Here is a 22,390-nt window from a genome sequence, read left to right as displayed (position 1 = left end):
ACCGGGCGGCCCCCGGGGGTGCGTATGGTGGCACGCACTCCCCGGGGGCCGCCGCACGTCCGGCGGCCTCAGCGCCTCACTCGACGGTGACGGACTTCGCGAGGTTCCGCGGCTTGTCGATGTCCCGGCCGAGCGCCAGCGCCGTGTGGTACGCGAGCAGCTGGAGCGGGATGCCCATCAGGATCGGGTCGAGCTCCGGCTCGTTGCACGGCACCACGAGGGTGTCGTCCGCCTTCGCCTGCTCCTCGTGCGCGACGGCGACGATCCGGCCGCTGCGGGCCTTGATCTCCTCCAGCGTGGCGCGGTTCTTGTCGGCCAGCTCGTCGTTCGGCATGATCGCGACCGTCGGCACGGCGGGCTCGATCAGCGCCAGCGGGCCGTGCTTCAGCTCGGAGGCCGGGTACGCCTCGGCGTGGATGTAGGAGACCTCCTTCAGCTTGAGGGACGCCTCCTTGGCCACCGGGAAGCCCCGCACACGGCCGACGAACAGCATGCTCTTCGCCTCCGCCAGCTCGGCGGCGAGCTTCGCGATGCGCTCCTCGTCGCGCAGGATCTGCTGGATCTGCTCCGGCAGCTTCCGCAGGCCCTCGATGATGCGGCGGCCGTCCGCGACGGACAGGTCCCTGATGCGGCCCAGGTGCAGCGCGAGCAGCGCGAAGGCGACCGCCGTGTTGGTGAAGCACTTGGTGGAGACGACGCACACCTCGGGCCCCGCGTGCACGTAGACCCCGCCGTCCGTCTCGCGGGCGATGGCGCTGCCGACCACGTTCACGACGCCGAGGACCATCGCGCCCTTGCGCTTCAGCTCCTGGACGGCCGCGAGGGTGTCGTACGTCTCGCCCGACTGGCTGGTGGCGATGTAGAGGGTGTCCGGGTCCACGACCGCGTTGCGGTAGCGGAACTCGCTGGCGGGCTCGGCGTCGGCGGGAATGCGGGCCAGTTCCTCGATCAGCTGGGCGCCGATGAGGCCCGCGTGGTACGCCGAGCCGCAGCCGAGGATCTTCACGCGCCGCACGGCGCGGGCCGCGCGCGGGTCGAGGTTCAGGCCGCCGAGGCGCACGGTCGCGAACCGGTCGTCGATCCGGCCGCGCAGCACCCGGTCCACGGCCTCGGGCTGCTCGGCGATCTCCTTGTGCATGTACGTGTCGTGGCCGCCCATGTCCCAGCTCTCGGCCTCCCACTCGACGGTGGTCGGGGAGGTGGCGGTGCGGCTGCCGTCGGTGGTGTAGGTGCGGTAGTCGTCGGCCTTGAGGGTGGCCATCTCGCCGTCGTCCAGCGTGATGACCTGCCGGGTGTGGCTGACCAGCGCGGCGACGTCGGAGGCGACGAACATCTCCTTCTCGCCGATGCCGAGGACGACCGGCGAGCCGTTGCGCGCCACGACGATGCGGTCGGGGAAGGCGGCGTGCAGGACGGCGATGCCGTAGGTGCCCTCGATGTGCCGCAGCGCCTCGCGGACCTTGCCCTCCAGCGTGTCGGACTGGGCGCGGGCGACGAGGTGGGCGAGGACCTCGGTGTCGGTGTCGGAGGCCAGCTCGACGCCGTCGGCGGCGAGCTTGGCGCGCAGCTCGGCGGAGTTGTCGATGATGCCGTTGTGGACGACGGCGATCTCGCCGAGCGCGTCCAGGTGGGGGTGGGCGTTGACGTCGTTGGGCGCGCCGTGCGTGGCCCAGCGGGTGTGGGCGATGCCGCTGGTCCCGGCGAAGCGCGCGGGGACCTTGGCCTCCAGGTCGCGGACGCGGCCCGCGTTCTTCACGACCTTGAGCCCGCCGCCCCTGCCGCTGTTCTGGATCGCGACGCCGGCCGAGTCATAGCCGCGGTACTCCAGGCGCTGGAGTCCTTCGAGAAGGAGGGGCGCGACGTCCCGCTTGCCGATGTACCCGACGATTCCACACATGGGCGTTCCTCCCGCGGCCCGCAGGCCTGCTGGTCCGTTCCTATCCGTACACGATGCGCCGCAGCTGCCGCAGCGACAGCGCGGGCGGCGCCACGGCGCGGCGCGGCAGCTCGTCCGCGATCCGTTCGAAGATCATCTCGTTGGTCAGCCCGCCGGAGCGCAGTTCGCGGTGGCGCCTTCGAACGAATTCCTCGGCCGTCTCGTCGAAGTACGCCAGAACGTCGAGAACCACCCGGGCAGCCTCACCGCGGGAGAGCGGTGTGCTGCGCACCAGGTGGTCCACGAGGTCGTCATGCGGCGGCGTACGGCGTTCTGGCACCTCTCGATACTGGGGAGGCCGGCGTACTTTCGCAACATTCCTGCCCGATATCGGGCAGGAAGTGTCGGGATCAGGCGTCGAACGCGGTCGCGCGCGCCGTCGCCTCCCAGGTGTCCAGCTCCGCGCCCACCTGGCCGAGGTGCCCGCGGACGGCGTCCACGGCGTCCACGCCCAGCGGCAGGCGCAGCGGCGTGTCCGCCGCGCGCAGGGCCGCCAGGATCGCGGCGGCGGCCTTCGCGGGGTCACCCGGCTGACCACCACCCTCGCTCCGCCGCCCCTTGCCCGTCCAAGACCTGCGGTATTCCGTGACAGTGGCCGAAGAGCTGCACTTCACCCGTGCGGCCGAACGGCTGTACGTCTCGCAGCCCGCGCTCAGCCAGCAGATCCGCGCCCTGGAGCGGCAGCTCGGCGCGCCCCTCTTCACGCGCGGCGGGGGCGACGTACGCCTCACGCCCGTCGGCACCGCGCTGCCGCCGCACGCCCGCCGCGTCCTGGCCGGCTGGGACGCCGGGCGGTCGGCCGTCGCGGCGGCCCTGGCCGAGCAGCGGGCCACGCTGGTGATCGGCATGTCCACCGGTCCGGGCCGGGGCGGGCTGCGGCTGCGGCAGGTCGGCTGGGATGACCCCACGGCCGGGCTCGCGGACGGGTCGAGCGACCTCGCGTACGTCTGGCTGCCCCTGCCGGAACCGGCCAGGTACGGCTGGCTGGTGGTGGCCGAGGAACAGCGGTTCGTGGCCCTGCCGGACGAGCCGTTCCTCGCGCTGCCGGGGGACGCGGGCGCGCTGCGGGAGCACTGGCTGGCGCCCGAGGCGCGCGGCGGACGGCCCGCGAGGATCGGCGCCGTCGTGTCGGGCCCCGACGAGACGTACGAGGCGCTGGTGGACGGCCGGGGCGTCGTGCTGCTCGCGGAGGGCAACGCGCCGCTGCTCGCGCGGGACGGCGTCGCCGTGCGGCCCGTGGACGGCCTCTCCCCCAGCAGGCCGGCGCCGGCCTGGCGGGCGGACGACACCCGGCCCCTCGTACGCCGCTACGCCGAGGCCCGCCGCCGGGTCACGGCGCCGCGTATCGCATGATGTCCGTATGAGACGTACGGCGCGCAGCATCGCTGTCATACCGCTGCTCGCACTGCCGCTGCTCGGCCTGGCGGCCTGCGGCGAGGAGGACGGCACGGACAGGCCGGCCGGGACAGGCGCCGCGGACGAGCCCGTGGACGAGGCGCTGGTGGCGCGCGCGGCGGCGCTGGACACGACGGTGGACATGGTCTACGTGACGGAGGCGCCCGGCTTCACCCTGGCCGTCCAGTCGGTGGGACCGCTCAACGCGAGCGGCTTCCAGAGCAGTTACACGGACGCGAGCGGGGCGGTGCTGCACCTCATGGTGGACCACGCGCCGCAGGACACCGAGGACCTGTGCCCCGTCCTCACCGGCGGCGAGGGCTGGTTCTGCGCCACGGACGGCGGCGTGTGGACCGCGTCGTCGGACGCGTCGGGCGGGCTGCGGGCGCGCGTCGAGGACGGCCGCCTGGTCACGGTCGCGGGCGACACGTCCGTACCCGCCGAGACGCTGGACGCGGCGCTGGAGGCGGCGCACCAGGCCGACCCGGCCGAACTGGCCGCGACACTCCCCGACGCCCCCGACGACGACGGCACCCCGGTCGAACGCGGCGACCTCCCCGCGAACGGCGACGGCGCCCCCGTGGACCCGGTGGACCCCGAGAACGCGAGCGGCTGACACCACCCGGCGGGGACGGCCGTCAGACCTCGCAGCCCTTGGCCTCCTTGAGCCCGGCGACGAAGTCCCCGGCGAACGCGCGGATGGCCTCCGCGCGCCGCTGTGTCAGCCGCGTGACGCGGCGTACGGGACTCCCAATTCCCGTGCAATCAGCATCCGCTGCACCTCGCTGGTGCCCTCGCCGATCTCCAGGATCTTCGCATCGCGCCACATGCGGGCGACGGGGTACTCGTTCATGAAGCCGTAGCCGCCGTGGATCTGGGTGGCCTCGCGGGCGTTGACGACGGCGACGTCCGAGGAGTGCAGCTTGGCGATGGCGGCGGCCTTCTTGAACGGTTCGCCGGCCAGCAGGCGGGAGGCGGCGTCGCGCCAGGCGGCGCGGGCGGTGTGGGCGCGCGTCTCCATGTCGGCCAGCTTGAACTGGATCGCCTGGTTGTCGCCGATGGGCCGGCCGAACGCCTCGCGCTCCCCCGCGTACCGCACCGACTCGTCCACGCAGCCCTGGGCGAGCCCGGTCGCCAGGGCGGAGATCGCGATGCGGCCCTCGTCCAGGATGCGGAGGAACTGCGCATAGCCCCTGCCCGGTTCGCCGAGCAGGTTGGCGGCGGGGACGCGGACGTCGGCGAGGGACAGCTCGTGGGTGTCCGAGGCGTTCCAGCCGACCTTGGAGTAGGGCGGCGCGACGGTGAGCCCCGGCGTGCCCGCCGGGACGATGATCGCGGAGATGCCCCGCCCGCCGTCCGGCAGCGCGGTCACGGCGGTGACGGTGATCAGGCCGGTGATGTCGGTGCCCGAGTTGGTGATGAAGCTCTTGGTGCCGTTGACGACCCAGCTGTCCCCGTCGAGGACGGCGGTGGTGCGCGTGCCGCCCGCGTCGGAGCCGCAGCCCGGCTCGGTCAGGCCGAACGCGCCGAGCAGCTCGCCCGCGCACAGGCGCGGCAGCCAGGCGCGTTTCTGCTCCTCGGTGCCGAACCGGTGGATCGGCATCGCGCCGAGCGAGACGCCCGCCTCCAGGGTGATGGCCACGGACGAGTCGACGCGGGCCAGTTCCTCCAGGGCGAGGCACAGCGCGAGGTAGTCGCCGCCCATGCCGCCGTACTCCTCCGGGAACGGCAGGCCGAACAGCCCCATGCAGCCCATCTCGCGCACGATGTCGTAGGGGAACGTGTGGTTCTCGTAGTGCGCGGCGATCCGGGGGGCGACGACGTCGTGGGCGAACGCCTCGACCGTCCGGCGCAGTTCCTCGTGCTCCGGGCTGAGGCGGTGGTCAAGGGGCATCGTCAGGACTCCTCGGGTGCGAGAGCGCGTACGGTGCGGGAGGGGCTGGGGCGGCCGAGGTGTGCGGCCATCCAGCGGCTGGTGGCGGCGAGCCGGGCGAGGTCCACGCCGGTCTCGATGCCGAGGCCGCGCAGCATCCACAGCAGGTCCTCGGTGGCGAGGTTGCCGGTGGCGGACTTCGCGAACGGGCAGCCGCCGAGCCCCCCGGCGGCGGCATCGACGGTGGTGACGCCGTGCCGCAGGGCGGTCAGGGTGTTGGCGAGGGCCTGGCCGTACGTGTCGTGGAAGTGGACGGCGAGGCGGCCGGCCGGGACGCCCGCCGCGTCGAGGGCGGCGAGCAGCGCGGTGACCTGTCCCGGGGTCGCGACGCCGATGGTGTCGCCGAGGCTGAGTTCGGCGCAGCCCATGTCGAGCAGGCGGCGGGCGACGGCGGTGACCTGGGCGGGGCGCACGTCGCCCTCCCACGGGTCGCCGAAGCACATCGACAGGTAGCCGCGCACAGGCACCCCGGCGCCGGTGGCGCGGGCCACGACAGGCGCGAACATGGCGAGCGACTCGTCCACGCCCCGGCCGAGGTTGGCCCGCGCGAAGGACTCGGTGACGCTGGCGAAGACGGCGATCTCGCGGACGCCGCACGCGAGGGCCCGGTCGAGGCCGCGCGCGTTCGGCACGAGGACGGGCAGGCGGACGCCGGTGCCGGTGCCGGTGCCGGTGCCGGTGAGGTCGCCGAGCATGCCGTACAGCTCGTCGGCGTCGGCGAGTTGGGGGACGCGCCCCGGGTGGACGAAGCTGGTCGCCTCGATGGTGGTGAGCCCGGCGGCGGCGAGGCGGTGGACGAACTCGGCCTTCACCGCGACCGGGACGACGGCCGCCTCGTTCTGGAGGCCGTCGCGCGGCCCCACCTCGTGGACGCGGACGCGGGCGGGCAGCCCCGGGGCGGGTACGGGGGACGGCGCGGGGGTGCTCACGGTGCCTCCTGCGGCGCGGTGACGACGGCGAGCGGCTGGTCCATGGCGACGGTGGCGCCGGCCGTGACGTGCAGCGCGGTGAGCGTGCCGTCGTACGGGGCGGTGACGACGTGTTCCATCTTCATGGCCTCCACGACGAGCAGGCTCTGCCCCGCGCGCACCGGGTCGCCGAGGGCCGCCTTGACGACGGTGACCGTGCCGGGCATGGGCGCGCGCAGGGCGTCGGCGGTCCCGGGGCGCGCGCCCCCGGCGGCCGTCACGGGGTCGTGCTCCCGCAGGTGCCAGGCGTCGCCGTCGCGGCCGAGCCAGGGGCCGCCGGGGCCGGGCGCGTGGGAGAACGTGTGGGTGACGCCGCCGTACCGCACGCGGACCGTGCCGGGGTCGCCCGGGTCGCCGGGCAGCAGCCGGGCGGGCTCGGCGGGGGCGTCGCCGACGCGCGCCTCGCCCGGCCGCACCCGTACGGTCACGGGCTCGCCGCCGGGCACGCGCCACGTACGGGCGGTCCAGGCCGCCTCGCCGCCGAGGCGCCAGCCGGACGGGACGGCGAACGGGTCGGTCCAGCCGCCGGGCGCCGGGGCGAGCGCGTCGTGGGCGAGGAGGGCGGCGGCCGCGTACGCCGCGCCGGGCGGGTCGGCCGGGGCGAGGGCGGCGCGTTCGCGGTCCACGAGGCCGGTGTCGAACGTACCGGCCGCCACGTCGGGGTGGGCCAGGAGGCGGCGGAGGAAGCCGGTGTTGGTCTCCAGGCCGAGCACGGCCGTCCCGGCGAGCGCGGTCCGCAGGCGGCGCAGCGCGGTGGGCCGGTCGGGGCCGTGGGCGACGACCTTGGCGAGCATGGGGTCGTAGTCCGTGCCGACCTCGGTGCCGGCGAGCAGCCCGGAGTCGACGCGTACGCCCTCCCCCGCCGGTTCGCGCAGCAGCAGGACGGGCCCGGACGACGGCAGGAAGTCCAGCCGGGGGCTCTCCGCGTAGATCCTGGCCTCCACGGCGTGGCCCCGGGCGGTGGGCGCGTCGTCCTGCGTGAACGGCAGCCGCTCCCCGGCGGCGATCCGCAGCTGCCACTCCACGAGGTCGAGCCCGGTGGTCAGCTCGGTGACGGGGTGCTCGACCTGGAGGCGGGTGTTCATCTCCATGAAGAAGAACGTGCCGGGGTCGTCGCCCGGCACGATGAACTCGACCGTGCCCGCGCCCCGGTAGCCGCAGCGGCGCGCGGCGCGTACGGCCGCCTCGCCCATCGCGGCGCGCGTCGCCGGGTCGAGCAGCGGGCTCGGCGCCTCCTCCACGATCTTCTGGTGGCGCCGCTGGAGCGAGCACTCGCGCTCGCCGAGGTGGACGGCGCCGCCGTGCGCGTCGGCGAGGACCTGGATCTCGATGTGCCGGGGCCGGTCGATCCACCGCTCGGCCAGCAGCGTGCCGTCGCCGAACGCGGCGCGCGCCTCGCGGCGCGCGGCGGCGATCTCGTCGGCCAGCCGCTCCGGGTCGCGGACCAGCCGCATGCCCTTGCCGCCGCCCCCGGCGGACGGCTTGAGGAGCAGCGGGAAGCCGGGGTCGCGCGCGGCGTCCGACAGGTCGCCGTCCGGCGTGCCGGGGACGACGGGCACGCCGCCGTCCGCCGCGAGGCGCTTGGCGCGGATCTTGTCGCCCATGGCCTCGATGGCCCCGGCGGGCGGGCCGACGAACGTGAGCCCCGCCGCCTCGACGGCGCGGGCGAACGCGGCGTTCTCCGCCAGGAAGCCGTAGCCGGGGTGGATCGCCTGGGCGCCGCTGCGGGCGGCGGCCTCCAGGAGGCGTTCGGCGGACAGGTAGCTGTCGGCGGCGCGTGCCGGGCCGATGCGGACGGCGGTGTCGGCCTCGCGGACGTGCCGCGCGTCGGCGTCGGCGTCGCTGTGGACGGCGACGGCGGTGATGCCGAGGCGGCGCAGCGTCCTGATGACGCGGACGGCGATCTCGCCCCTGTTGGCGACGAGCACGGTGTCGAACATCGGCGGTCGTTCCCCTCTCGTCACGCGCGCCTCCTCACATCCGGAAGACGCCGAAGCGGCTGTCGGGCAGCGGCGCGTTGGCACAGGCGGTCAGGGCGAGGCCGAGGACGGTGCGGGTCTCCAGCGGGTCGATGATCCCGTCGTCCCACAGGCGCGCGGTGGCGTAGTAGGCGTTGCCCGTGGCCTCGTAGCGGGCGCGGATCGGTTCCTTGAACTCCTCCTCCGCCTCGGCGCTCCAGTCCGGGTCCTGGTCGCGGCGGACGGTGGCGAGGACGGACGCGGCCTGCTCGCCGCCCATGACGGAGATCCGCGCGTTCGGCCACATCCACAGGAAGCGGGGCGAGTAGGCCCGGCCGCACATCGAGTAGTTGCCCGCGCCGTAGGAGCCGCCGATGACGACGGTCAGCTTGGGGACGCGGGCGCAGGCGACGGCCGTCACCATCTTCGCGCCGTGCTTGGCGATGCCGCCCGCCTCGTAGGCGCGGCCGACCATGAAGCCGGAGATGTTCTGGAGGAAGAGCAGCGGGATGCCGCGCTGGTCGCACAGCTCGATGAAGTGGGCGCCCTTCTGGGCGGACTCGGAGAAGAGGATGCCGTTGTTGGCGACGACGCCGACCGGGTGGCCGTGCAGGCGGGCGAAGCCGGTGACGAGCGTCCCGCCGTACTCGGCCTTGAACTCGGCGAAGCGCGAGCCGTCCACCAGCCGCGCGATCACCTCGCGGACGTCGTACGGCGTACGCGGGTCGGCGGGCACCACCCCGTACAACCCGGCCGGGTCGGCGGCGGGCTCCTCCACCGGCTCGACGGACCACGGCAGCGGGCCGCGCGCGGGCAGGGTCGCGACGATGCCGCGTACGGTGCGCAGCGCGTGCGCGTCGTCCTCGGCGAGGTGGTCGGTGACGCCGGAGACCTTCGCGTGGACCTCGCCGCCGCCCAGTTCCTCGGCGGTGACGACCTCGCCGGTGGCGGCCTTCACCAGCGGCGGGCCGCCGAGGAAGATCGTGCCCTGGCCGCGCACGATGACGGCCTCGTCGCTCATCGCGGGGACGTACGCGCCGCCCGCCGTGCAGGAGCCGAGGACGGCGGCGATCTGCGGGATGCCGGCGGCGGACATGCGGGCCTGGTGGTAGAAGATGCGGCCGAAGTGGTCGCGGTCGGGGAACACCTCGTCCTGGAGCGGCAGGTAGGCGCCGCCCGAGTCGACGAGGTAGACGCAGGGCAGGCGGTTGTCGAGGGCGATCTCCTGGGCGCGCAGGTGCTTCTTGACGGTCATCGGGAAGTACGTTCCGCCCTTGACCGTCGCGTCGTTGGCGATGACGACGGTCTCCCGGCCGCTGACCCGCCCGATGCCCGCGATCACCCCGGCGGCGGGCGCCTGGCCCTCGTAGAGGCCGTCGGCGGCCAGGGGGGCGATCTCCAGGAACGGGGAGCCGGGGTCGAGGAGGGCGTCCACCCGGTCGCGCGGGAGGAGCTTGCCGCGCGCGAGGTGGCGGGCGCGGGCGCGTTCGCCGCCGCCGAGGCGGGCGGCCGCCAGTCTCTCCCGCAGCCGCGCGGCCAGTTCGCGATGGGCCGCGGCGTTCGCCGCGTACGTGTCGGCCGCCGGGTCGGCGGTACTGCTCAGCACCGGTGCTGCCTGCCGCATGCCGCCAGGTTAACGCTCGCTAACCGGCCTGTCTACAATGCGGGACATGACCACCCACGCCCCCAGCCCCCGCCGCCGCCAGATCCTGCGCGAGGCCTCCCGCCTCTTCGCCGAGCGGGGCTTCCACGGTGTCGGCGTGGACGAGATAGGGGCCGCCGTCGGCATCAGCGGGCCCGCGCTCTACCGGCACTTCCCCGGCAAGGACGCGATGCTGACCGAGCTGCTCGTCGGGATCAGCAGCCGCCTGCGGGACGGCGGCGAGCAGCGCGTACGGGAGGCGGAGGAGGCGGGCCGCCCGGCGGCGGAGGCGCTGGACGCGCTGATCGGGGGGCACATCGACTTCGCGCTCGACGACCGGGCGCTGATCACGCTGCACGACCGGGAGCTGGACCGGCTGCCGGAGGCGGAGCGCAGGCGGGTGCGGCAGCTCCAGCGGCAGTACGTGGAGCTGTGGGTGGGCGTGGTGCAGCGGGCGTACGGGGGGCTGGCCGAGCCGGTGGCGCGGGCGGCGGTGCACGCGGTCTTCGGGCTGCTCAACTCGACGCCGCGCCTGTCGCGGCCGAGCGCGCTGCCGTCCCGCGAGGAGACGGCGGCGCTGCTGCGACGGATGGCGCACGGGGCACTGCGGGCGGCGGCCGAGGGGGACTGAGCGCCTGGGGCGTCGCGCCGGCGCCGGGCGAACTCGTCGGGCGTGGGCGGCGGGCTCCCCGGCACGAGCGCGACACGTGAGGGCCCCGGCGGACGATCCGCCGGGGCCCTCACGTGCCGCCGGGCGCCAGGGCGTCAGCGCGTCAGGCCGTCAGTTCCTGGCGCAGCGCGTCGCGCAGCCGGGCCGCGCGCTCGGTGACCTCGGCGGGGCCCAGCTCCATGGCGCGCGTGCACCACGTGCCGCCCTCCGCCAGGTCGCCCCGGTGGGAGGCGAGCAGCGCCAGGCGCAGCGCGGCGCGGCCGTGCCCGGCCTCCGCCGCCCGGCGCCACCACAGCGCGGCCTCCGGCTCGCTGCCCTCGCGGGCGAGGAGCAGCCCGAGGTTGAAGGCGCCGTTGGGGCTGCCCGCCTCGGCGGCCGAGCGGTACCACCGCGCGGCCTCGACGATGTCGTCCCGCGCCGCGGCCCGCATGCCGACCTTGACCTGCGCGCGGCGGTGCCCCTGCTCGGCGGCCCGTTCGTACCAGCGGCCCGACTCCGGCTCGCCGCGCCGCTCCAGCAGCACGGCCAGCCGGAAGGCGCCCTCCACGCTGTCGCCCTCGGCCGCCTGCCGCAGGTGCGTCTCGGCGCGCCCGGAGTCCGCGTCGCCGCCGTCGCGCAGCAGCCCGACGGCGACCTGGAGCGCCGCCTCGGCGTGCCCGGCGGTGGCGGCCTGCTCGTACCAGTGCCGCGCGCGCTCGGTCTCGCCCCGGCCCGCGTGCAGGATGCCGAGGTTGAAGGCGGCGTCCACGCTGCCCGCCTCGGCCGCCTTCGAGAACCACGGCTCGGCGCCGTCCGCGTCGCCCCGCTGGAGCAGCAGGACGGCGAGGGCGTTGGCCGCCTCGCGGTGCCCGGCGTAGGCCGCGCGCCGGTACCACTGCTCGGCCTGGGCCGTGCGGCCCTGCCCGGCGCAGAGCAGCGCCAGGTTGAACGCGCCGTTCATGTCGCCCGCGTCGAGCGCGGCCCGGTACCAGCGGTGCGCCTCCTGGCGCTCGCCGCGCTCGGCGTGCAGGGCGCCCAGGGCGTTGGCCGCGGGGCCGTCGCCGTCGCGGGCGGCGCGCCACCACCAGCGTTCGGCGGACACCTCGTCGCCCGCGTCGCGCAGCAGGAAGCCCAGGGCGCTGGCCGCGCGGACCTCGCCCGCCTCGGCGGCCTCCAGGTACCAGCGGCCGGCCTCGGTGGCCTCGCCGCGCTCCTCCAGCAGCCCGCCGAGGCGCAGCGCGGCGCGGCGGTGGCCGCGCGCCGCGGCCTGCCGGAACCACGGCTCGGCCGCGGCGGCGTCACGGCGCGCGAGGAGCGTCCCGTACCGGTACGCCGCCTCGCGGTGGCCGCCCTCGGCCGCGGCGCGGAACCAGTCGCGGGCGTCGGGGGCGCCGCGGTGCTCCAGCAGGTCGGCGAGGGCGTAGGCGCCGGAGGCGTGGCCGGACTCGGCGGCCTGCCGCAGCCAGTACTCGGCCGCGGCCTCGTCGCCGCGCTCGCGGTGGTGGCGGCCCAGGGCGTAGGCGGCCGGGGCGGAGCCGGCGACGGCGGCGATACGCCACCACTCGGCCGCCTCGTCCACCCGGCCGCAGCCGTGCAGCAGGACCCCCAGGTTGTTGGCCGCGGACCGCTCACCGTCCACCGCGGCGGCGCGCAAGGGCGCCTCCGCGTGGTCGAGGTCGCCCAGGCGCAACAACCGTGCACCCTCGAGCGCGGCCATGCGGCTGCTCTCGAACCTAACCTTGTCCCCCATAAGGTCCATAGTCGCACCACCTGAAACCTGCGTACACCTGGTATACCGCAGCCAGTGAAGTCACTTCAGCGGTTTATCGACTTCCCGATATGGAAACACCCAAACGCCGTTTCCGGCGGGGGTTTCCCGGAGTCGTCACGCAGTATGCCGCCCGCCACTGACAACGCAGGTCAGCGCGGGCGCGGGGCAACCGCCGAACAGATGCCCAAAGTTGACGTCTCCATGCAGGTGACATGACGAAGGACCCGGGGCCGGCGGGGCCCCGGGTCCTTCACTGTGTGTCAGGCACCGGTGTCAGGTGCCGGTGTCAGGCGTCAGGCGCTGCCGCCTCCGCCGGCGTCCTGTTCCTCCTGGCCGGGCTCGCCGGTGCCGGCGGTGTCGCCGTTCCCGTCGTTGCCCTGGTCGCCTTCGCCGCCGCCACCGTCGGCGCCGGTGTCACCCGTGTCGCCACCGGTGTCGGCGCCGCCGTCACCGCTGTCCCCGGCGTCGCCGCCCTGGGCCTCGGCGAGGCGGTCGAGGGCGTCGGAGAGCCGTTCCTGCGCCTCGTCCCACGACTGCTGGGCGTCCTCCAGGGCTTCCTGGGCCTCCTGGATGGCGTCCTGGAGTTCGTCGCCGCCCTCCGGCGGCTCCTCGCCCCCGCCCGGTTCCTCAGGTGGCGGTTCCTCACCCGATTCAGTGACCCCGAAGACCACGTCCAGGGCCTCCGACAGGCTGTCCTCGAAGGCGGTCTCCTCACCGTAGGTGACCAAGACCTTGCGCAGCAGCGGGTAGTTGGTGCTCGCTCCACGCACGTAGACCGGCTCGACGTAGAGCAGGCCGCCTTCCAGTGGCACGGTCAGCAGGTTGCCGTACTCGACCTCGGAATCACCCCGTTGGAGCAGGTTGATCTCGGTCGCGATGTCCGGATCGGAGTTGAACCGGCTCTGCACCTGCTGCGGACCCCAGACCGTCGTGTTCGACGGGAGGGTGAGGACGCGCATCGTGCCGTAGTCGTCGGATCTCGCGTCCGCCTCGACCGCCATGTAGGCGGCCAGGGTGTCGCGGTTGAGCGGGGTGAACGTCGTCGTCAGCGAGAAGACCCGCTGGTCCTGGCCCGGCATCCGCATGCTCAGGTAGTACGGCGGGACGGACTGGCCCTGGTGCGTCGGGTCGTCCGGCACCTCCCAGCGCTCCGAGCCGCTGTAGAACTGGTCGGCGTCGTCCACGTGGTAGCGCTGGAGCAGGTCGCGCTGCACCTTGAACAGGTCCTGCGGGTAGCGCAGGTGGTCGAGCAGCTCGTCGCTGATCTGGTCGCGCGGCTCGACCGTGCCGGGGAAGGCGTTCATCCAGGTCTTGAGGACCGGGTCCTGCTCGTCCCACTGGTAGAGCACCACGTCGCCCGAGTAGGCGTCGACGGTGGCCTTGACCGAGTTCCTGATGTAGTTGACCTGGTTCTCCTGGGCGATGACGTCGCCCTGGGTCTCGGTCAGGGAGGTCTCGGTGACGTCGCCGAGCGTGGTGCGCGACGCGTACGGATAGCCGTTGGTGGTGGTGTAGGCGTCCACGATCCACTGGATCTGGCCGTCCACCACCGCCGGGTACGGGTCGCCGTCGATGGTCAGCCAGGGGGCGACCGCCTCGACGCGCTCCTTCGGCGTGCGGTTGTAGAGGATGCGCGATCCCTCGCCGATGGCTCCGGAGTAGAGGATCTGCGGCTCGCCCATGGTGAGGGCGTACGCGGCGCGGTTGAGGTAGTTGTCGAGGTTGATGCCGGAGTCGCCGGTGTAGCTGTACTCGACCTCGCCGTCCTCGCCCGCGTAGTCGATCTCCCGCTGCGGGCCGCCGACGATGGAGTACTGCGTGGTGTACTCACCGAAGTAGACGCGCTGCTGGTACTCGCCCAGCTCGCCCTCGGACGGCAGGTCGAACTCGGTGAAGTCCGGCTGCCCGTTGTCCTGCACCGTCGTGCCGCTGGCCGCGACGACGCCGAAGCCGTGGGTGTAGCGGAAGTGCTCGTTGATCCAGTTGCGCTCGGGGATCTCGTTGACGTCCATCTCGCGCAGGCCGATGACGGTGTCCTGCTCGCCGCCGTCGATCGTGTAGCGGTCCACGTCCAGCGTGTCGGGGAACTTGTAGTAGCCGCGGACCTGCTGGATCTGCTGGAACGCCGGGGACACGACGCTGGGGTCGAGCTGCCGGATGCTGACCGTGTCGCCCACCGCGTCGCGCAGGGTGTCGGGCTGCGCGTCGCTGACGCCCGAGTAGTCCTGGATCTCCGCGTCCTCGATACCGTAGGCCGCCATCGTGGAGTCCATGTGCTTCTGGATGTACGGCGTCTCCTTGGCCTGCTCGTTCGGCCGCACCTGGAACTGCTGCACGAGCGCCGGGTAGACGCCGCCGATCAGCACGGCGGACAGGACCATCAGGCCGAGACCGATGACGGGCAGCTGCCAGCCGCGCCGCCACAGGGCGGCGAAGAACAGCACCGCGCAGATCGCCGCGATGATCGTGAGGATCGTCTTGGCGGGCAGGTAGGCGTTGGCGTCGACGTAGCGCAGGCCGGTCCAGCCCTCCGCGTTGCGGAAGTCGCCGCCCTTGAGCGCGAGCCCGTAGCGGTCGAACCAGTACGCCACCGACTTCAGCGCGACGAAGAGGCCGACGAGCACGGACAGGTGTTTGGTCGCGGCAGGGGTGATGCGGCTGCCGGGCGTGGTGACCCGCACGCCGCCGTACAGGTAGTGCGTCAGCGCGGCGGCGATCGTGGAGAGCACGACGACCGCGAAGCCGAAGCCGATCAGGAACCGGTAGAACGGGTAGTCGAACGCGTAGAAGGAGACGTCCCGGTGGAACTGCGGGTCCTCCACGCCGAACGAGGTGCCGTTCACCCACTGGAGCCAGGTGCGCCACTGGCCGGACGCGGAACCGCCGGCGATCAGCCCGATGACGAGGGCGATGCCGATGACGACCCAGCGCTTGTAGGGCGCGATGCTCATGCGGTAGCGGTCGAGGTTCTGCTGTTCCATGGACATCGCGCTCAGCGGCGGCCGCAGCCGGTGCGCCAGCCAGATGTTGAACCCGACGGCCAGCGCCATCACCACGCCGAAGACGGCGAACATGACGGAGCGGGTGAGCAGTTGCGTGCGGTAGACGCTGGTGTAGTCCACCGAGCGGTACCAGAGCCAGTCCGTCCAGAACTGTGCGAACATGGCGAAGCCGATGGCCAGCGCGGCCAGGATCGCCGCGGTGATCAGCAGGGTCTTCGCGCCTCTGGACGGACGCCCGACGCTGAACCGGGGACCGCCTGGGCCGCCGGGACCGCCGGGACCTCTGGGCCCGTTGGGACCGTTGGAGCCGCGGCCCGACCCCCGGTCCGGCATCTGGAAAGCCAAGGTGCGCACCTCAAAGATTCGCAGTGGTTGAAGCCGGGCCGGCCGTGAGACGGCCCACTCGACTAACTTACTCAAGCTTTACTCGGTTCCCGTTTCCGGGGTGTGAGACGGCACGATATGCCCATGGACAACACATCCCCTGAGGGAACCGCCACGCCGCCGTCCGCTTCCGGTGCGCTGACCAGGGCGGTTCTGGAAATCGACGAGTACGTGGCCGGACTCGGCTGGGACCGGCCCGCCCTGCTGTTCGCGCTGGTGGACACGGCCAGGCTGCGGGAGGAGGAGCCGGGGCTCGCCGAGCGGCTGGACGCCGGCGAGGACGGCGACGGCGAGGCGCCGGAGACGGGTGATCTGACGCCCGTGGAGCAGGACGAGTTGCCGGCCGGTGTGCCGCTCGACGAGTTCCTCGCGACCATCGCCTGGCCGGACGCGGTGACCGGCTGCGCCCTGACCGTGGAGCGGCTGATGCTGCCGCCGTCCGCCGAGAAGGCGATCCCCGAGGGGCTCTCCGAGCGCGACCTGTCGGACTGGGTCGCGCGGCATCCCGAGCGCCGCGAGGTGCGGATGACGGTGGGTGTGCTGCGGGACGGGCGCCGGGAATCGGCGATCCGGCTGCGGGAGAAGGACAGTACGACGGAGGTGCTCACCGGCGCGGGGCTCGTGCCGGGGCTCGCGGAGGCGCTGCGGGCGACATTCGCAGACTGACGGGGACTGACGCGGACTGACGGGACCGGCGGCGGGGCTGTCGGGCACGGAGGCGGGTGCCCGGCGGTCTCAGTCGCGGGTGCAGCGGGTGAGGTCGTCGGTGTGTCCGTCGCGGATGGCGGTGAGGGCGTCGAGGGCGTCGTCCAGCGTGTGGACCTCGACCAGGGTGAGCCCGTCCGGGGTGTCGGCGGCGGCCGTGGCGCAGTTGTCGGCGGGGGTGAGGAAGTACTCGGCGCCGGCTTCGCGTGCGGCGATGATCTTCATCGAGACGCCGCCGATCGGCCCGACCTGCCCCTCGTCGTCGATCGTGCCGGTGCCCGCGACGAACTCGCCGCCGGTCAGGTCGCCGGGGTCGAGCCGGTCCACGATGCCGAGCGCGAACATCAGCCCGGCGCTGGGACCGCCGACGTCGGCGAGCTCGATGTCGATGTCGAACGGGAAGATGTGCGCCGTCCCGGCCTGGATGCCGACGAGGGCCCGCCCGTCGTCCTCGGCGGCCTCGGTCGTGATGGTGACCTCCTCGGCGTCGTCCGGCGAGACGCGCTCCCCCGCGTCCAGCGCCTCCTCCGCCTCGGCGGCGGGCACGACGGTGAAGACGACGGGTTCGCCCGGCTCGTGCTCCGTGACCAGTCCGGCGACCTCGCCGGGCTCGGCGACGGGCGTGCCGTCCACGGCGAGGATCGCGTCGCCCGCGTGGAGGCGGCCCTCCGAGGGGCTGTCCTTGACGACCGCGCCGACGATCGTCTGGGCGGGTATGTCGTAGCCGAGTTCCTCCAGGGCCGCGACCTTGGCGCTCTCCTGCGAGGCGGTGAACTCCTCGGCGTTCTGCTGCTCGACCTGGTCGGCGGAGACGTCGTCCGGGTAGAGCGTGCGGTACGGGACGACGGCCCGGTCGTCGGAGAGCCAGCCGGCGACGGCCTCCAGGAGGTTCATCCGGTAGTCGATGCCGGTGACGCGCACCGTGGTCATGTTGAGGTGCCCCGACGCGTCGTACGTCTCGTGGCCGTCGATGTTGAGGACCGGCTCGCCGTCGTGCTGGCCCAGCGTGTTGACCGTGGGTCCCGGGGACATCTCCGCGTACGGCACGTGGATGAGCAGTCCGGCGCAGAGCAGCCCTATGAGCAGCAGGGTGGACGTCAGCAGCGTCGCGGTGCGGCGTGGCATGTCTTGACAGTACGTGACGGCACTGTCAGCCGTCGGCCGGGGCCCGTTCCATGGCGGCGCGGAACGCCTCGTAGCCGCGCACGCCCGCGTGGTCGCGCACACCGCGCGCGTTGGTACTGCGCCGTGTGGCCCACGCGCTCCACAGACCGGCCAGGACAGCCCCGGCGACGGGGATCAGCAGCCATACGAGAACCGCCATGACCTACCTCCCACCTCGGCGATCGGCGACATACTCCCAACGCTCGGCGGTGAGGGCGGGTTACGCAACCGGACCCGTGTACGCTACGCCCGCTCACCCGGCCGCCGCGCAGGCGCCCGCCCCCACCCACTCCTCGCGGCCGTCGGCGAAGCGCTGCCGCTTCCAGATGGGCACCTCGCGCTTGAGGTCGTCGATGAGGCGGCGGCAGGCGTCGAACGCCTCGGCGCGGTGGGCGCAGGCGACGGCGACGAGCACGGCGGTGTCGCCGACCCGCAGGTCGCCGACGCGGTGGACGGCGGCGAGCGCGGTCACCGGGAAGGCGGCGGCGACCTGTTCGGCGACACGCCGGAGGGCGACGTCGGCGGTGGGGTGCGCCGAGTAGGCCAATGAGGTGACGGGGGCGCCGCCTGGCGGGCCGTCGTGGTCGCGGACGGTGCCGGAGAACAGGACGGTGCCGCCCGCCGTGTCGTCCCCGACGGCGGCCAGTACCTCGTCCGCCGACAGGGGCGTGTCGCGGAGGGCGAGCAGGCGGATGGGGCCGGGGCCGGGGGCGGCGGTCATGGACGGGGCTCCTTCGGCGGGGTCTGCGTGCGGGGCGTGGACGGCGGCGGGCAGCGGGCAGCGGGCCGAGGTCAGCGGCGGCGTGCCCGGCGGGCGCGGCGGACGAGAGCTGCGGTGCCGACGAGGGCGACGGTGGCCCCGGCGGCGCCGAGGGTGGTGGCTGCGTCCTTGCGGCCGAGGCGGCGTCCGGCGACGGTGTGGCGGCCGGAGACCTCGGCGAGCAGCTCGGCGAGTACGCGCTCGTTGGTCCAGGCGGGGCGCCAGCCGGCTTCGTACAGCTTGCTGCCGCTGACGACCCAGGGGTGCATGGTGTAGGCGAGGTCTCCCGCGGGCGAGGGGGTGAGGCCGAGCCGGTGGAGGCGGGCGGCTGCGCCGAGGGCGACGGTGGGCGGCAGTTCCATGCGGCGGATGCCGGACAGTTCCTCGATCTCCTCCTGCTCCAGCCAGCCGTCGCAGCCGACGGCGAGTTCCCCTTCGACCTTGTCGAGCACGGCGTACTCCAGGGCGCTGACGAGGTCCTCGACGTGGCAGAACTGCCAGCGGGGCCGGGAGCCGGCGACGACGAGGAGGCGGGGCGACTCGAAGTAGCGGGTGAGGGCGGTGTCGGTGCCGCCGACGAGGACGGCGGGGCGCAGGACGGTGACGTTGAGGCCGGGGTGGGCGCGGGGGGCGCGTTCGGCCAGGCGTTCGATCTCCAGGAGGTCGCCGACGCAGGTGGCGTCGGCGGTGGCGCGCAGTTCGGCGTCCTCGGCGAGGGGCACGTCGTTGTCGGGCAGCGCGCCGTACACCATGGCGGAGGTGCACAGGACGACGCGCTTGACCCCGGCCGCGGCCGCGGCGGTGAGGACGGTCTGGGCGCCGCGCACGTTGTAGGCGGTGCGGGCGGCGGGGTCGGCCTCCAGGTCGAGGTCGAGCGCGAGGTGGACGACGGCGTCCACGGGGCCGGTGGGCGCCTGGGGGTCGCGGTCGCGGGCGGCCGTGGCCTGGGCGGGGCTGCGGGCGGCGCCCGAGGTGCGCAGGAGGTCGGCAATGGCGGGGTCGCGGACGTCGATGGTGTGCCATTCGGCGCCCTTCGCGTCGCCGATGCGCTCGTCGAGCGCGAGGACCCGCCGGATGTCCGGTGCGGCGAGCAGCCGCTCGATGAGCAGGGCGCCGACCCCGCCTGCGGCACCGGTGACCGCGACGGTCAGCGGGGCGGCGGGACCGTTTCGCGCTGCGCGAACGGCTGGTTCCGGGGAACTCACAGGACCTCTCCAGCGGTTGATTCTGGTACGACGTGCGCACGCCCATCCTGCCTGAGAGGTGTCTAGGCTGGGGGCGCGCACCAGCGATTCACAGGCACGTCGGTTCCGTCCGACCCCATAGAGCCGAGGATTCCCGTGAGTGACTTCCCATTCGGATTCGGGCTGCCGAACGATCCGGAGGACGGCGACCCCGACAAGAAGCGGGGCGGCGGGCCGGGCGGACAGGGCGGTGGGGGGCAGAACCCCGCCGACAATCCGCTGGCGGCCCTGTTCGGCTCCATGGGCGGGCAACTGGGTCCGCAGGACCTCGGCGCCGCGTTCCAGCAGCTCGGGCAGATGCTGTCGTACGAGGGCGGGCCCGTGAACTGGGACCTCGCGCGCAGTGTGGCGCGGCAGACGGTCGCGCAGGGCGCGCCGGACGGGTCGAAGGACCGCAGTGTCGCGGCGAGCGAGCGGGCGCAGGTGGACGAGGCGCTGCGGCTGGCGGACCTGTGGCTGGACGGGGTGACGTCGCTGCCGTCGGGGGCGGGCACGGCGGTGGCGTGGAGCAGGGCGGAGTGGGTCGAGGCGACGCTGCCGGTGTGGCGTGAGCTGGTGGACCCGGTGGCCGAGCGGGTGGGTGCCGCCATGGGGCAGGTGCTGCCGGAGGAGATGCAGGCCATGGCCGGGCCGCTGCTCGGCATGATGCGTTCGATGGGCGGTGCCATGTTCGGCACGCAGATCGGGCAGGCCGTGGGCGCGCTGGCCGGTGAGGTCGTCGGCTCGACGGACGTGGGCCTGCCGCTGGGGCCGGCGGGGAAGGCGGCACTGCTGCCGCAGAACATCGCGGCGCTGGGGGCGGGTCTTGGCGTGGAGGAGCGCGAGGTGCGGTTGTACCTGGCGCTGCGTGAGGCGGCGCACCAGCGGTTGTTCACGCATGTGCCGTGGCTGCGGTCGCACCTGTTCGGCACGGTGGACGGGTACGCGCGGGGCATCCAGGTGGACACGGGGAAGCTGGAGGACCTGGTCGGGCAGCTCGACCCGACGCGCCCTGAGGAGTTGCAGGAGAAGTTGCAGCAGGGGCTGTTCCAGCCGGAGGACACGCCGCAGCAGAAGGCGGCGCTGGCGCGTCTGGAGACGGCGCTGGCGCTCGTGGAGGGCTGGGTGGACGCGGTGGTGCACGCGGCGGCGGAGCCGCACCTGCCGTCGGCGTCCGCGCTGCGGGAGACGCTGCGGCGGCGCCGGGCGTCGGGTGGTCCGGCGGAGCAGACGTTCGCGACGCTGATCGGGCTTGAGCTGCGGCCGCGGCGGCTGCGGGACGCGGCGCGGCTGTGGGCGTCGCTGACGGACGCGCGGGGCGCGCAGGGCCGGGACGCGCTGTGGGCGCACCCGGACATGCTGCCGACGGCGCAGGACCTGGACGACCCGGACGGCTTCGTGCACCGGGAGCAGCTGGACTTCTCGGAGCTGGACCGGATGCTGGGCGACGCGGCCGGTGAGGACGGTCCGCGGCTGGACAAGGACGGTGACGGCGGCAGCGGCAGCGGCAGCGGCAGCAGTGACGGGGACGGGGACGGTTCGGCGGAGGGTGACGGGCAGGGCGAGGGCGGCCGGTGACCGCGGGGTCTCCGGAGCTGCGGGAGGACGCCGTACGCGTCCTGCGGGAGTGGGCCGCGCCGGACGCGGCGCAGGACGCGCTGCGGCGGGCGTACGCGGAGCATCTGGCGGCGCGTCCTGACGGCATGTGGCGGTCCTGCGGGGCCGGGCATGTGACGGCGAGCGCGCTGGTCGTCGATCCGGTGGGCGGCCGGGTGCTGCTGACGCTGCATCCGAAGATCGGCCGGTGGCTTCAGACGGGCGGGCACTGCGAGCGGGGGGACGCGACGCTCGCGGATGCCGCGATGCGTGAGGCGCGGGAGGAGTCGGGCATCGGGGAGTTGCGGCTGCTGCCCGGCCCGGTGGTGCTGGACCGGCATGTGACGCCCTGCGCGGTGCACATGGACGTGCAGTACGCGGCGATGGCTCCGGCGGGTGCGGCGGCGGTGCGCAGTGCGGAGTCGCTGGATCTGCGGTGGTTCGGGTGGGACGCGCTGCCGGAGGGCACGGACGTATCGGTGCGTACGCTGGTCGGCCGCACGCGGCGGCTGGTGACGGCCGCCGGGCAGGCCCGTTCGCTCTGACGGGACGGTACGGCAGGGGAGGCTCGATGGGGGACGGCGCGTCGCGTGTGCGGGCGGGGGTGGGCACGGAGCGGCTGGTCCTGCGGTTGTTCACGGCGGCCGATGTCGGGGACCGTTACGCGTACCAGTCCCTGCCGGAGGTCGCCCGTCACCTGTACCGCGCGCCGCTCACGCGTGAGTCCTGCGCCGAGTCCATCGCCGCGCGGGCCGGTGGGACGGCGTGGGAGGCGGACGGCGATGCGCTGCTGCTCGCGGTGTGCCGGGCCGGTGAGCCGGGGGTGGTGGGCGAGGTGGTGCTGACGCTGCGCAATGCGCACGCGGCACAGGCGGAGATCGGCTGGATCTTCGACCCGCGGTACGCGGGGCGTGGGTATGCCACGGAGGCGGCGCGTGCGCTGTGTTCGCTGGCGTTCGCCGAGTTGGGGGTGCACCGGGTGTTCGCCCGTCTCGATGTCCTCAACAGCGCGTCGGCGCGGGTGTGCGAGCGGCTGGGGATGCGGCGTGAGGCGCATCTGGTCGACAACGACCGCGACGGTGACCGTTGGGGCAGCGAGTACGTGTACGCGGTGCTGGCGCGGGAGTGGACGGGCTGACCGCCGGGGTCCAGGTCGTGTCGTTCGGATCGTGGCGGATCGGTCCGCGTCGTCGGACGCCGTGCCTCGCAAGGCACCGGATCGCCACCCGTACCAGGCGTACCCGGGTGACGCGGTAACGCAGCGAAGTGCGGTGACCGGCGGCGCGCGCCAGGCACTATCCGAG

General features: G+C 74.0%; 20 protein-coding genes. 7 read left to right on the top strand and 13 right to left on the bottom strand.

Annotation, left to right across the window (positions count from 1 at the left end):
- Positions 1 to 76: 76 nt before the first annotated feature.
- The 3 genes from glmS to ACL02R_RS12195 all read right to left on the bottom strand — a co-directional run bounded on the left by glmS (position 77) and on the right by ACL02R_RS12195 (position 2,550).
- Positions 77 to 1,897, bottom strand: coding sequence for a glutamine--fructose-6-phosphate transaminase (isomerizing) (glmS, locus tag ACL02R_RS12205; protein WP_412796887.1), 1,821 nt, complete (start codon positions 1,895 to 1,897; stop codon positions 77 to 79).
- Between the two features lie 40 nt (positions 1,898 to 1,937).
- Positions 1,938 to 2,216, bottom strand: coding sequence for a hypothetical protein (locus ACL02R_RS12200; protein WP_362965984.1), 279 nt, complete (start codon positions 2,214 to 2,216; stop codon positions 1,938 to 1,940).
- 70 nt (positions 2,217 to 2,286) lie between these two features.
- A complete protein-coding gene (locus ACL02R_RS12195; protein ID WP_412796886.1) occupies positions 2,287 to 2,550 on the bottom strand; it encodes a hypothetical protein in 264 nt (87 codons plus the stop codon).
- Between ACL02R_RS12195 and ACL02R_RS12190 the strand changes: the two genes are divergently transcribed.
- Both ACL02R_RS12190 and ACL02R_RS12185 read left to right on the top strand, forming a co-directional pair.
- Positions 2,528 to 3,289, top strand: coding sequence for a LysR family transcriptional regulator (locus tag ACL02R_RS12190; protein WP_412796885.1), 762 nt, complete (start codon positions 2,528 to 2,530; stop codon positions 3,287 to 3,289). The two genes, ACL02R_RS12195 and ACL02R_RS12190, sit on opposite strands and share 23 nt — an antisense overlap.
- A 7-nt stretch (positions 3,290 to 3,296) precedes the next feature.
- Positions 3,297 to 3,947 (top strand): hypothetical protein, encoded by a 651-nt coding sequence (locus tag ACL02R_RS12185; protein ID WP_412796884.1) that lies wholly within the window; start codon positions 3,297 to 3,299, stop codon positions 3,945 to 3,947.
- Between the two features lie 105 nt (positions 3,948 to 4,052).
- Here ACL02R_RS12185 and ACL02R_RS12180 read toward each other — a convergent pair whose 3' ends face one another.
- From ACL02R_RS12180 to ACL02R_RS12165, 4 genes are read right to left on the bottom strand one after another with little or no spacing between them, the layout of a single operon-like run.
- Positions 4,053 to 5,225 (bottom strand): acyl-CoA dehydrogenase family protein, encoded by a 1,173-nt coding sequence (locus tag ACL02R_RS12180; RefSeq protein WP_412796883.1) that lies wholly within the window; start codon positions 5,223 to 5,225, stop codon positions 4,053 to 4,055.
- A 2-nt stretch (positions 5,226 to 5,227) separates the two neighbouring features.
- On the bottom strand, positions 5,228 to 6,193 hold the full coding sequence (locus ACL02R_RS12175) for a hydroxymethylglutaryl-CoA lyase (RefSeq protein ID WP_412796882.1): 966 nt from the start codon (positions 6,191 to 6,193) through the stop codon (positions 5,228 to 5,230).
- The gene (locus tag ACL02R_RS12170; RefSeq protein ID WP_412796987.1) at positions 6,190 to 8,172 is read right to left on the bottom strand and encodes a biotin carboxylase N-terminal domain-containing protein; all 1,983 of its coding nucleotides are present in this window, start codon (positions 8,170 to 8,172) and stop codon (positions 6,190 to 6,192) included. Before ACL02R_RS12170 ends, ACL02R_RS12175 begins: the two co-directional genes overlap by 4 nt.
- Positions 8,173 to 8,206: 34 nt before the next feature.
- Positions 8,207 to 9,814, bottom strand: a complete 1,608-nt coding sequence (locus ACL02R_RS12165; protein WP_412796881.1) for a carboxyl transferase domain-containing protein — start codon at positions 9,812 to 9,814, stop codon at positions 8,207 to 8,209.
- A 46-nt stretch (positions 9,815 to 9,860) separates the two neighbouring features.
- Between ACL02R_RS12165 and ACL02R_RS12160 the strand changes: the two genes are divergently transcribed.
- On the top strand, positions 9,861 to 10,463 hold the full coding sequence (locus tag ACL02R_RS12160; protein WP_412796880.1) for a TetR/AcrR family transcriptional regulator: 603 nt from the start codon (positions 9,861 to 9,863) through the stop codon (positions 10,461 to 10,463).
- Positions 10,464 to 10,605: 142 nt separating this feature from the next.
- On the opposite strand, the gene ACL02R_RS12155 is transcribed toward ACL02R_RS12160, so the two are convergent.
- Positions 10,606 to 12,231: a tetratricopeptide repeat protein gene (locus tag ACL02R_RS12155; RefSeq protein WP_412796879.1), complete on the bottom strand. Its 1,626-nt coding sequence runs from the start codon at positions 12,229 to 12,231 to the stop codon at positions 10,606 to 10,608.
- A gap of 314 nt (positions 12,232 to 12,545) precedes the next feature.
- Positions 12,546 to 15,587, bottom strand: a complete 3,042-nt coding sequence (locus ACL02R_RS12150; RefSeq protein WP_412796986.1) for a UPF0182 family protein — start codon at positions 15,585 to 15,587, stop codon at positions 12,546 to 12,548.
- Positions 15,588 to 15,722: 135 nt separating this feature from the next.
- On the opposite strand from ACL02R_RS12150, the gene ACL02R_RS12145 reads away from it, so the two are divergent.
- A complete protein-coding gene (locus tag ACL02R_RS12145) occupies positions 15,723 to 16,304 on the top strand; it encodes a PPA1309 family protein (RefSeq protein WP_412796878.1) in 582 nt (193 codons plus the stop codon).
- A 69-nt stretch (positions 16,305 to 16,373) separates the two neighbouring features.
- Here the strand turns inward: ACL02R_RS12145 and ACL02R_RS12140 are convergent, their stop codons facing one another.
- The 4 genes from ACL02R_RS12140 to ACL02R_RS12125 all read right to left on the bottom strand — a co-directional run bounded on the left by ACL02R_RS12140 (position 16,374) and on the right by ACL02R_RS12125 (position 19,472).
- Positions 16,374 to 17,468, bottom strand: a complete 1,095-nt coding sequence (locus ACL02R_RS12140; protein WP_412796877.1) for a PDZ domain-containing protein — start codon at positions 17,466 to 17,468, stop codon at positions 16,374 to 16,376.
- Positions 17,469 to 17,493: 25 nt separating this feature from the next.
- The gene (locus tag ACL02R_RS12135) at positions 17,494 to 17,667 is read right to left on the bottom strand and encodes a hypothetical protein (protein ID WP_362966010.1); all 174 of its coding nucleotides are present in this window, start codon (positions 17,665 to 17,667) and stop codon (positions 17,494 to 17,496) included.
- A 93-nt stretch (positions 17,668 to 17,760) separates the two neighbouring features.
- A complete protein-coding gene (locus tag ACL02R_RS12130) occupies positions 17,761 to 18,228 on the bottom strand; it encodes a molybdenum cofactor biosynthesis protein MoaE (protein ID WP_412796876.1) in 468 nt (155 codons plus the stop codon).
- A 71-nt stretch (positions 18,229 to 18,299) separates the two neighbouring features.
- Positions 18,300 to 19,472 carry an SDR family oxidoreductase gene (locus ACL02R_RS12125; RefSeq protein WP_412796875.1) on the bottom strand — a complete coding sequence of 391 codons (1,173 nt, stop codon included), beginning with the start codon at positions 19,470 to 19,472 and terminating at the stop codon, positions 18,300 to 18,302.
- A gap of 135 nt (positions 19,473 to 19,607) precedes the next feature.
- On the opposite strand from ACL02R_RS12125, the gene ACL02R_RS12120 reads away from it, so the two are divergent.
- From ACL02R_RS12120 to ACL02R_RS12110, 3 genes are read left to right on the top strand one after another with little or no spacing between them, the layout of a single operon-like run.
- Positions 19,608 to 21,068, top strand: coding sequence for a zinc-dependent metalloprotease (locus ACL02R_RS12120; protein ID WP_412796874.1), 1,461 nt, complete (start codon positions 19,608 to 19,610; stop codon positions 21,066 to 21,068).
- Positions 21,065 to 21,631, top strand: coding sequence for an NUDIX hydrolase (locus ACL02R_RS12115; RefSeq protein ID WP_412796873.1), 567 nt, complete (start codon positions 21,065 to 21,067; stop codon positions 21,629 to 21,631). The genes ACL02R_RS12120 and ACL02R_RS12115 overlap by 4 nt, the downstream gene beginning before the upstream one ends.
- Positions 21,632 to 21,657: 26 nt before the next feature.
- Positions 21,658 to 22,224 carry a GNAT family N-acetyltransferase gene (locus ACL02R_RS12110; RefSeq protein ID WP_412796872.1) on the top strand — a complete coding sequence of 189 codons (567 nt, stop codon included), beginning with the start codon at positions 21,658 to 21,660 and terminating at the stop codon, positions 22,222 to 22,224.
- Positions 22,225 to 22,390: the final 166 nt, after the last annotated feature.

The organism is Streptomyces sp. MS19 (assembly GCF_047200595.1).
Lineage (GTDB): Bacteria > Actinomycetota > Actinomycetes > Streptomycetales > Streptomycetaceae > Streptomyces.
This window is presented reverse-complemented; position numbering and strand designations above follow the sequence as displayed.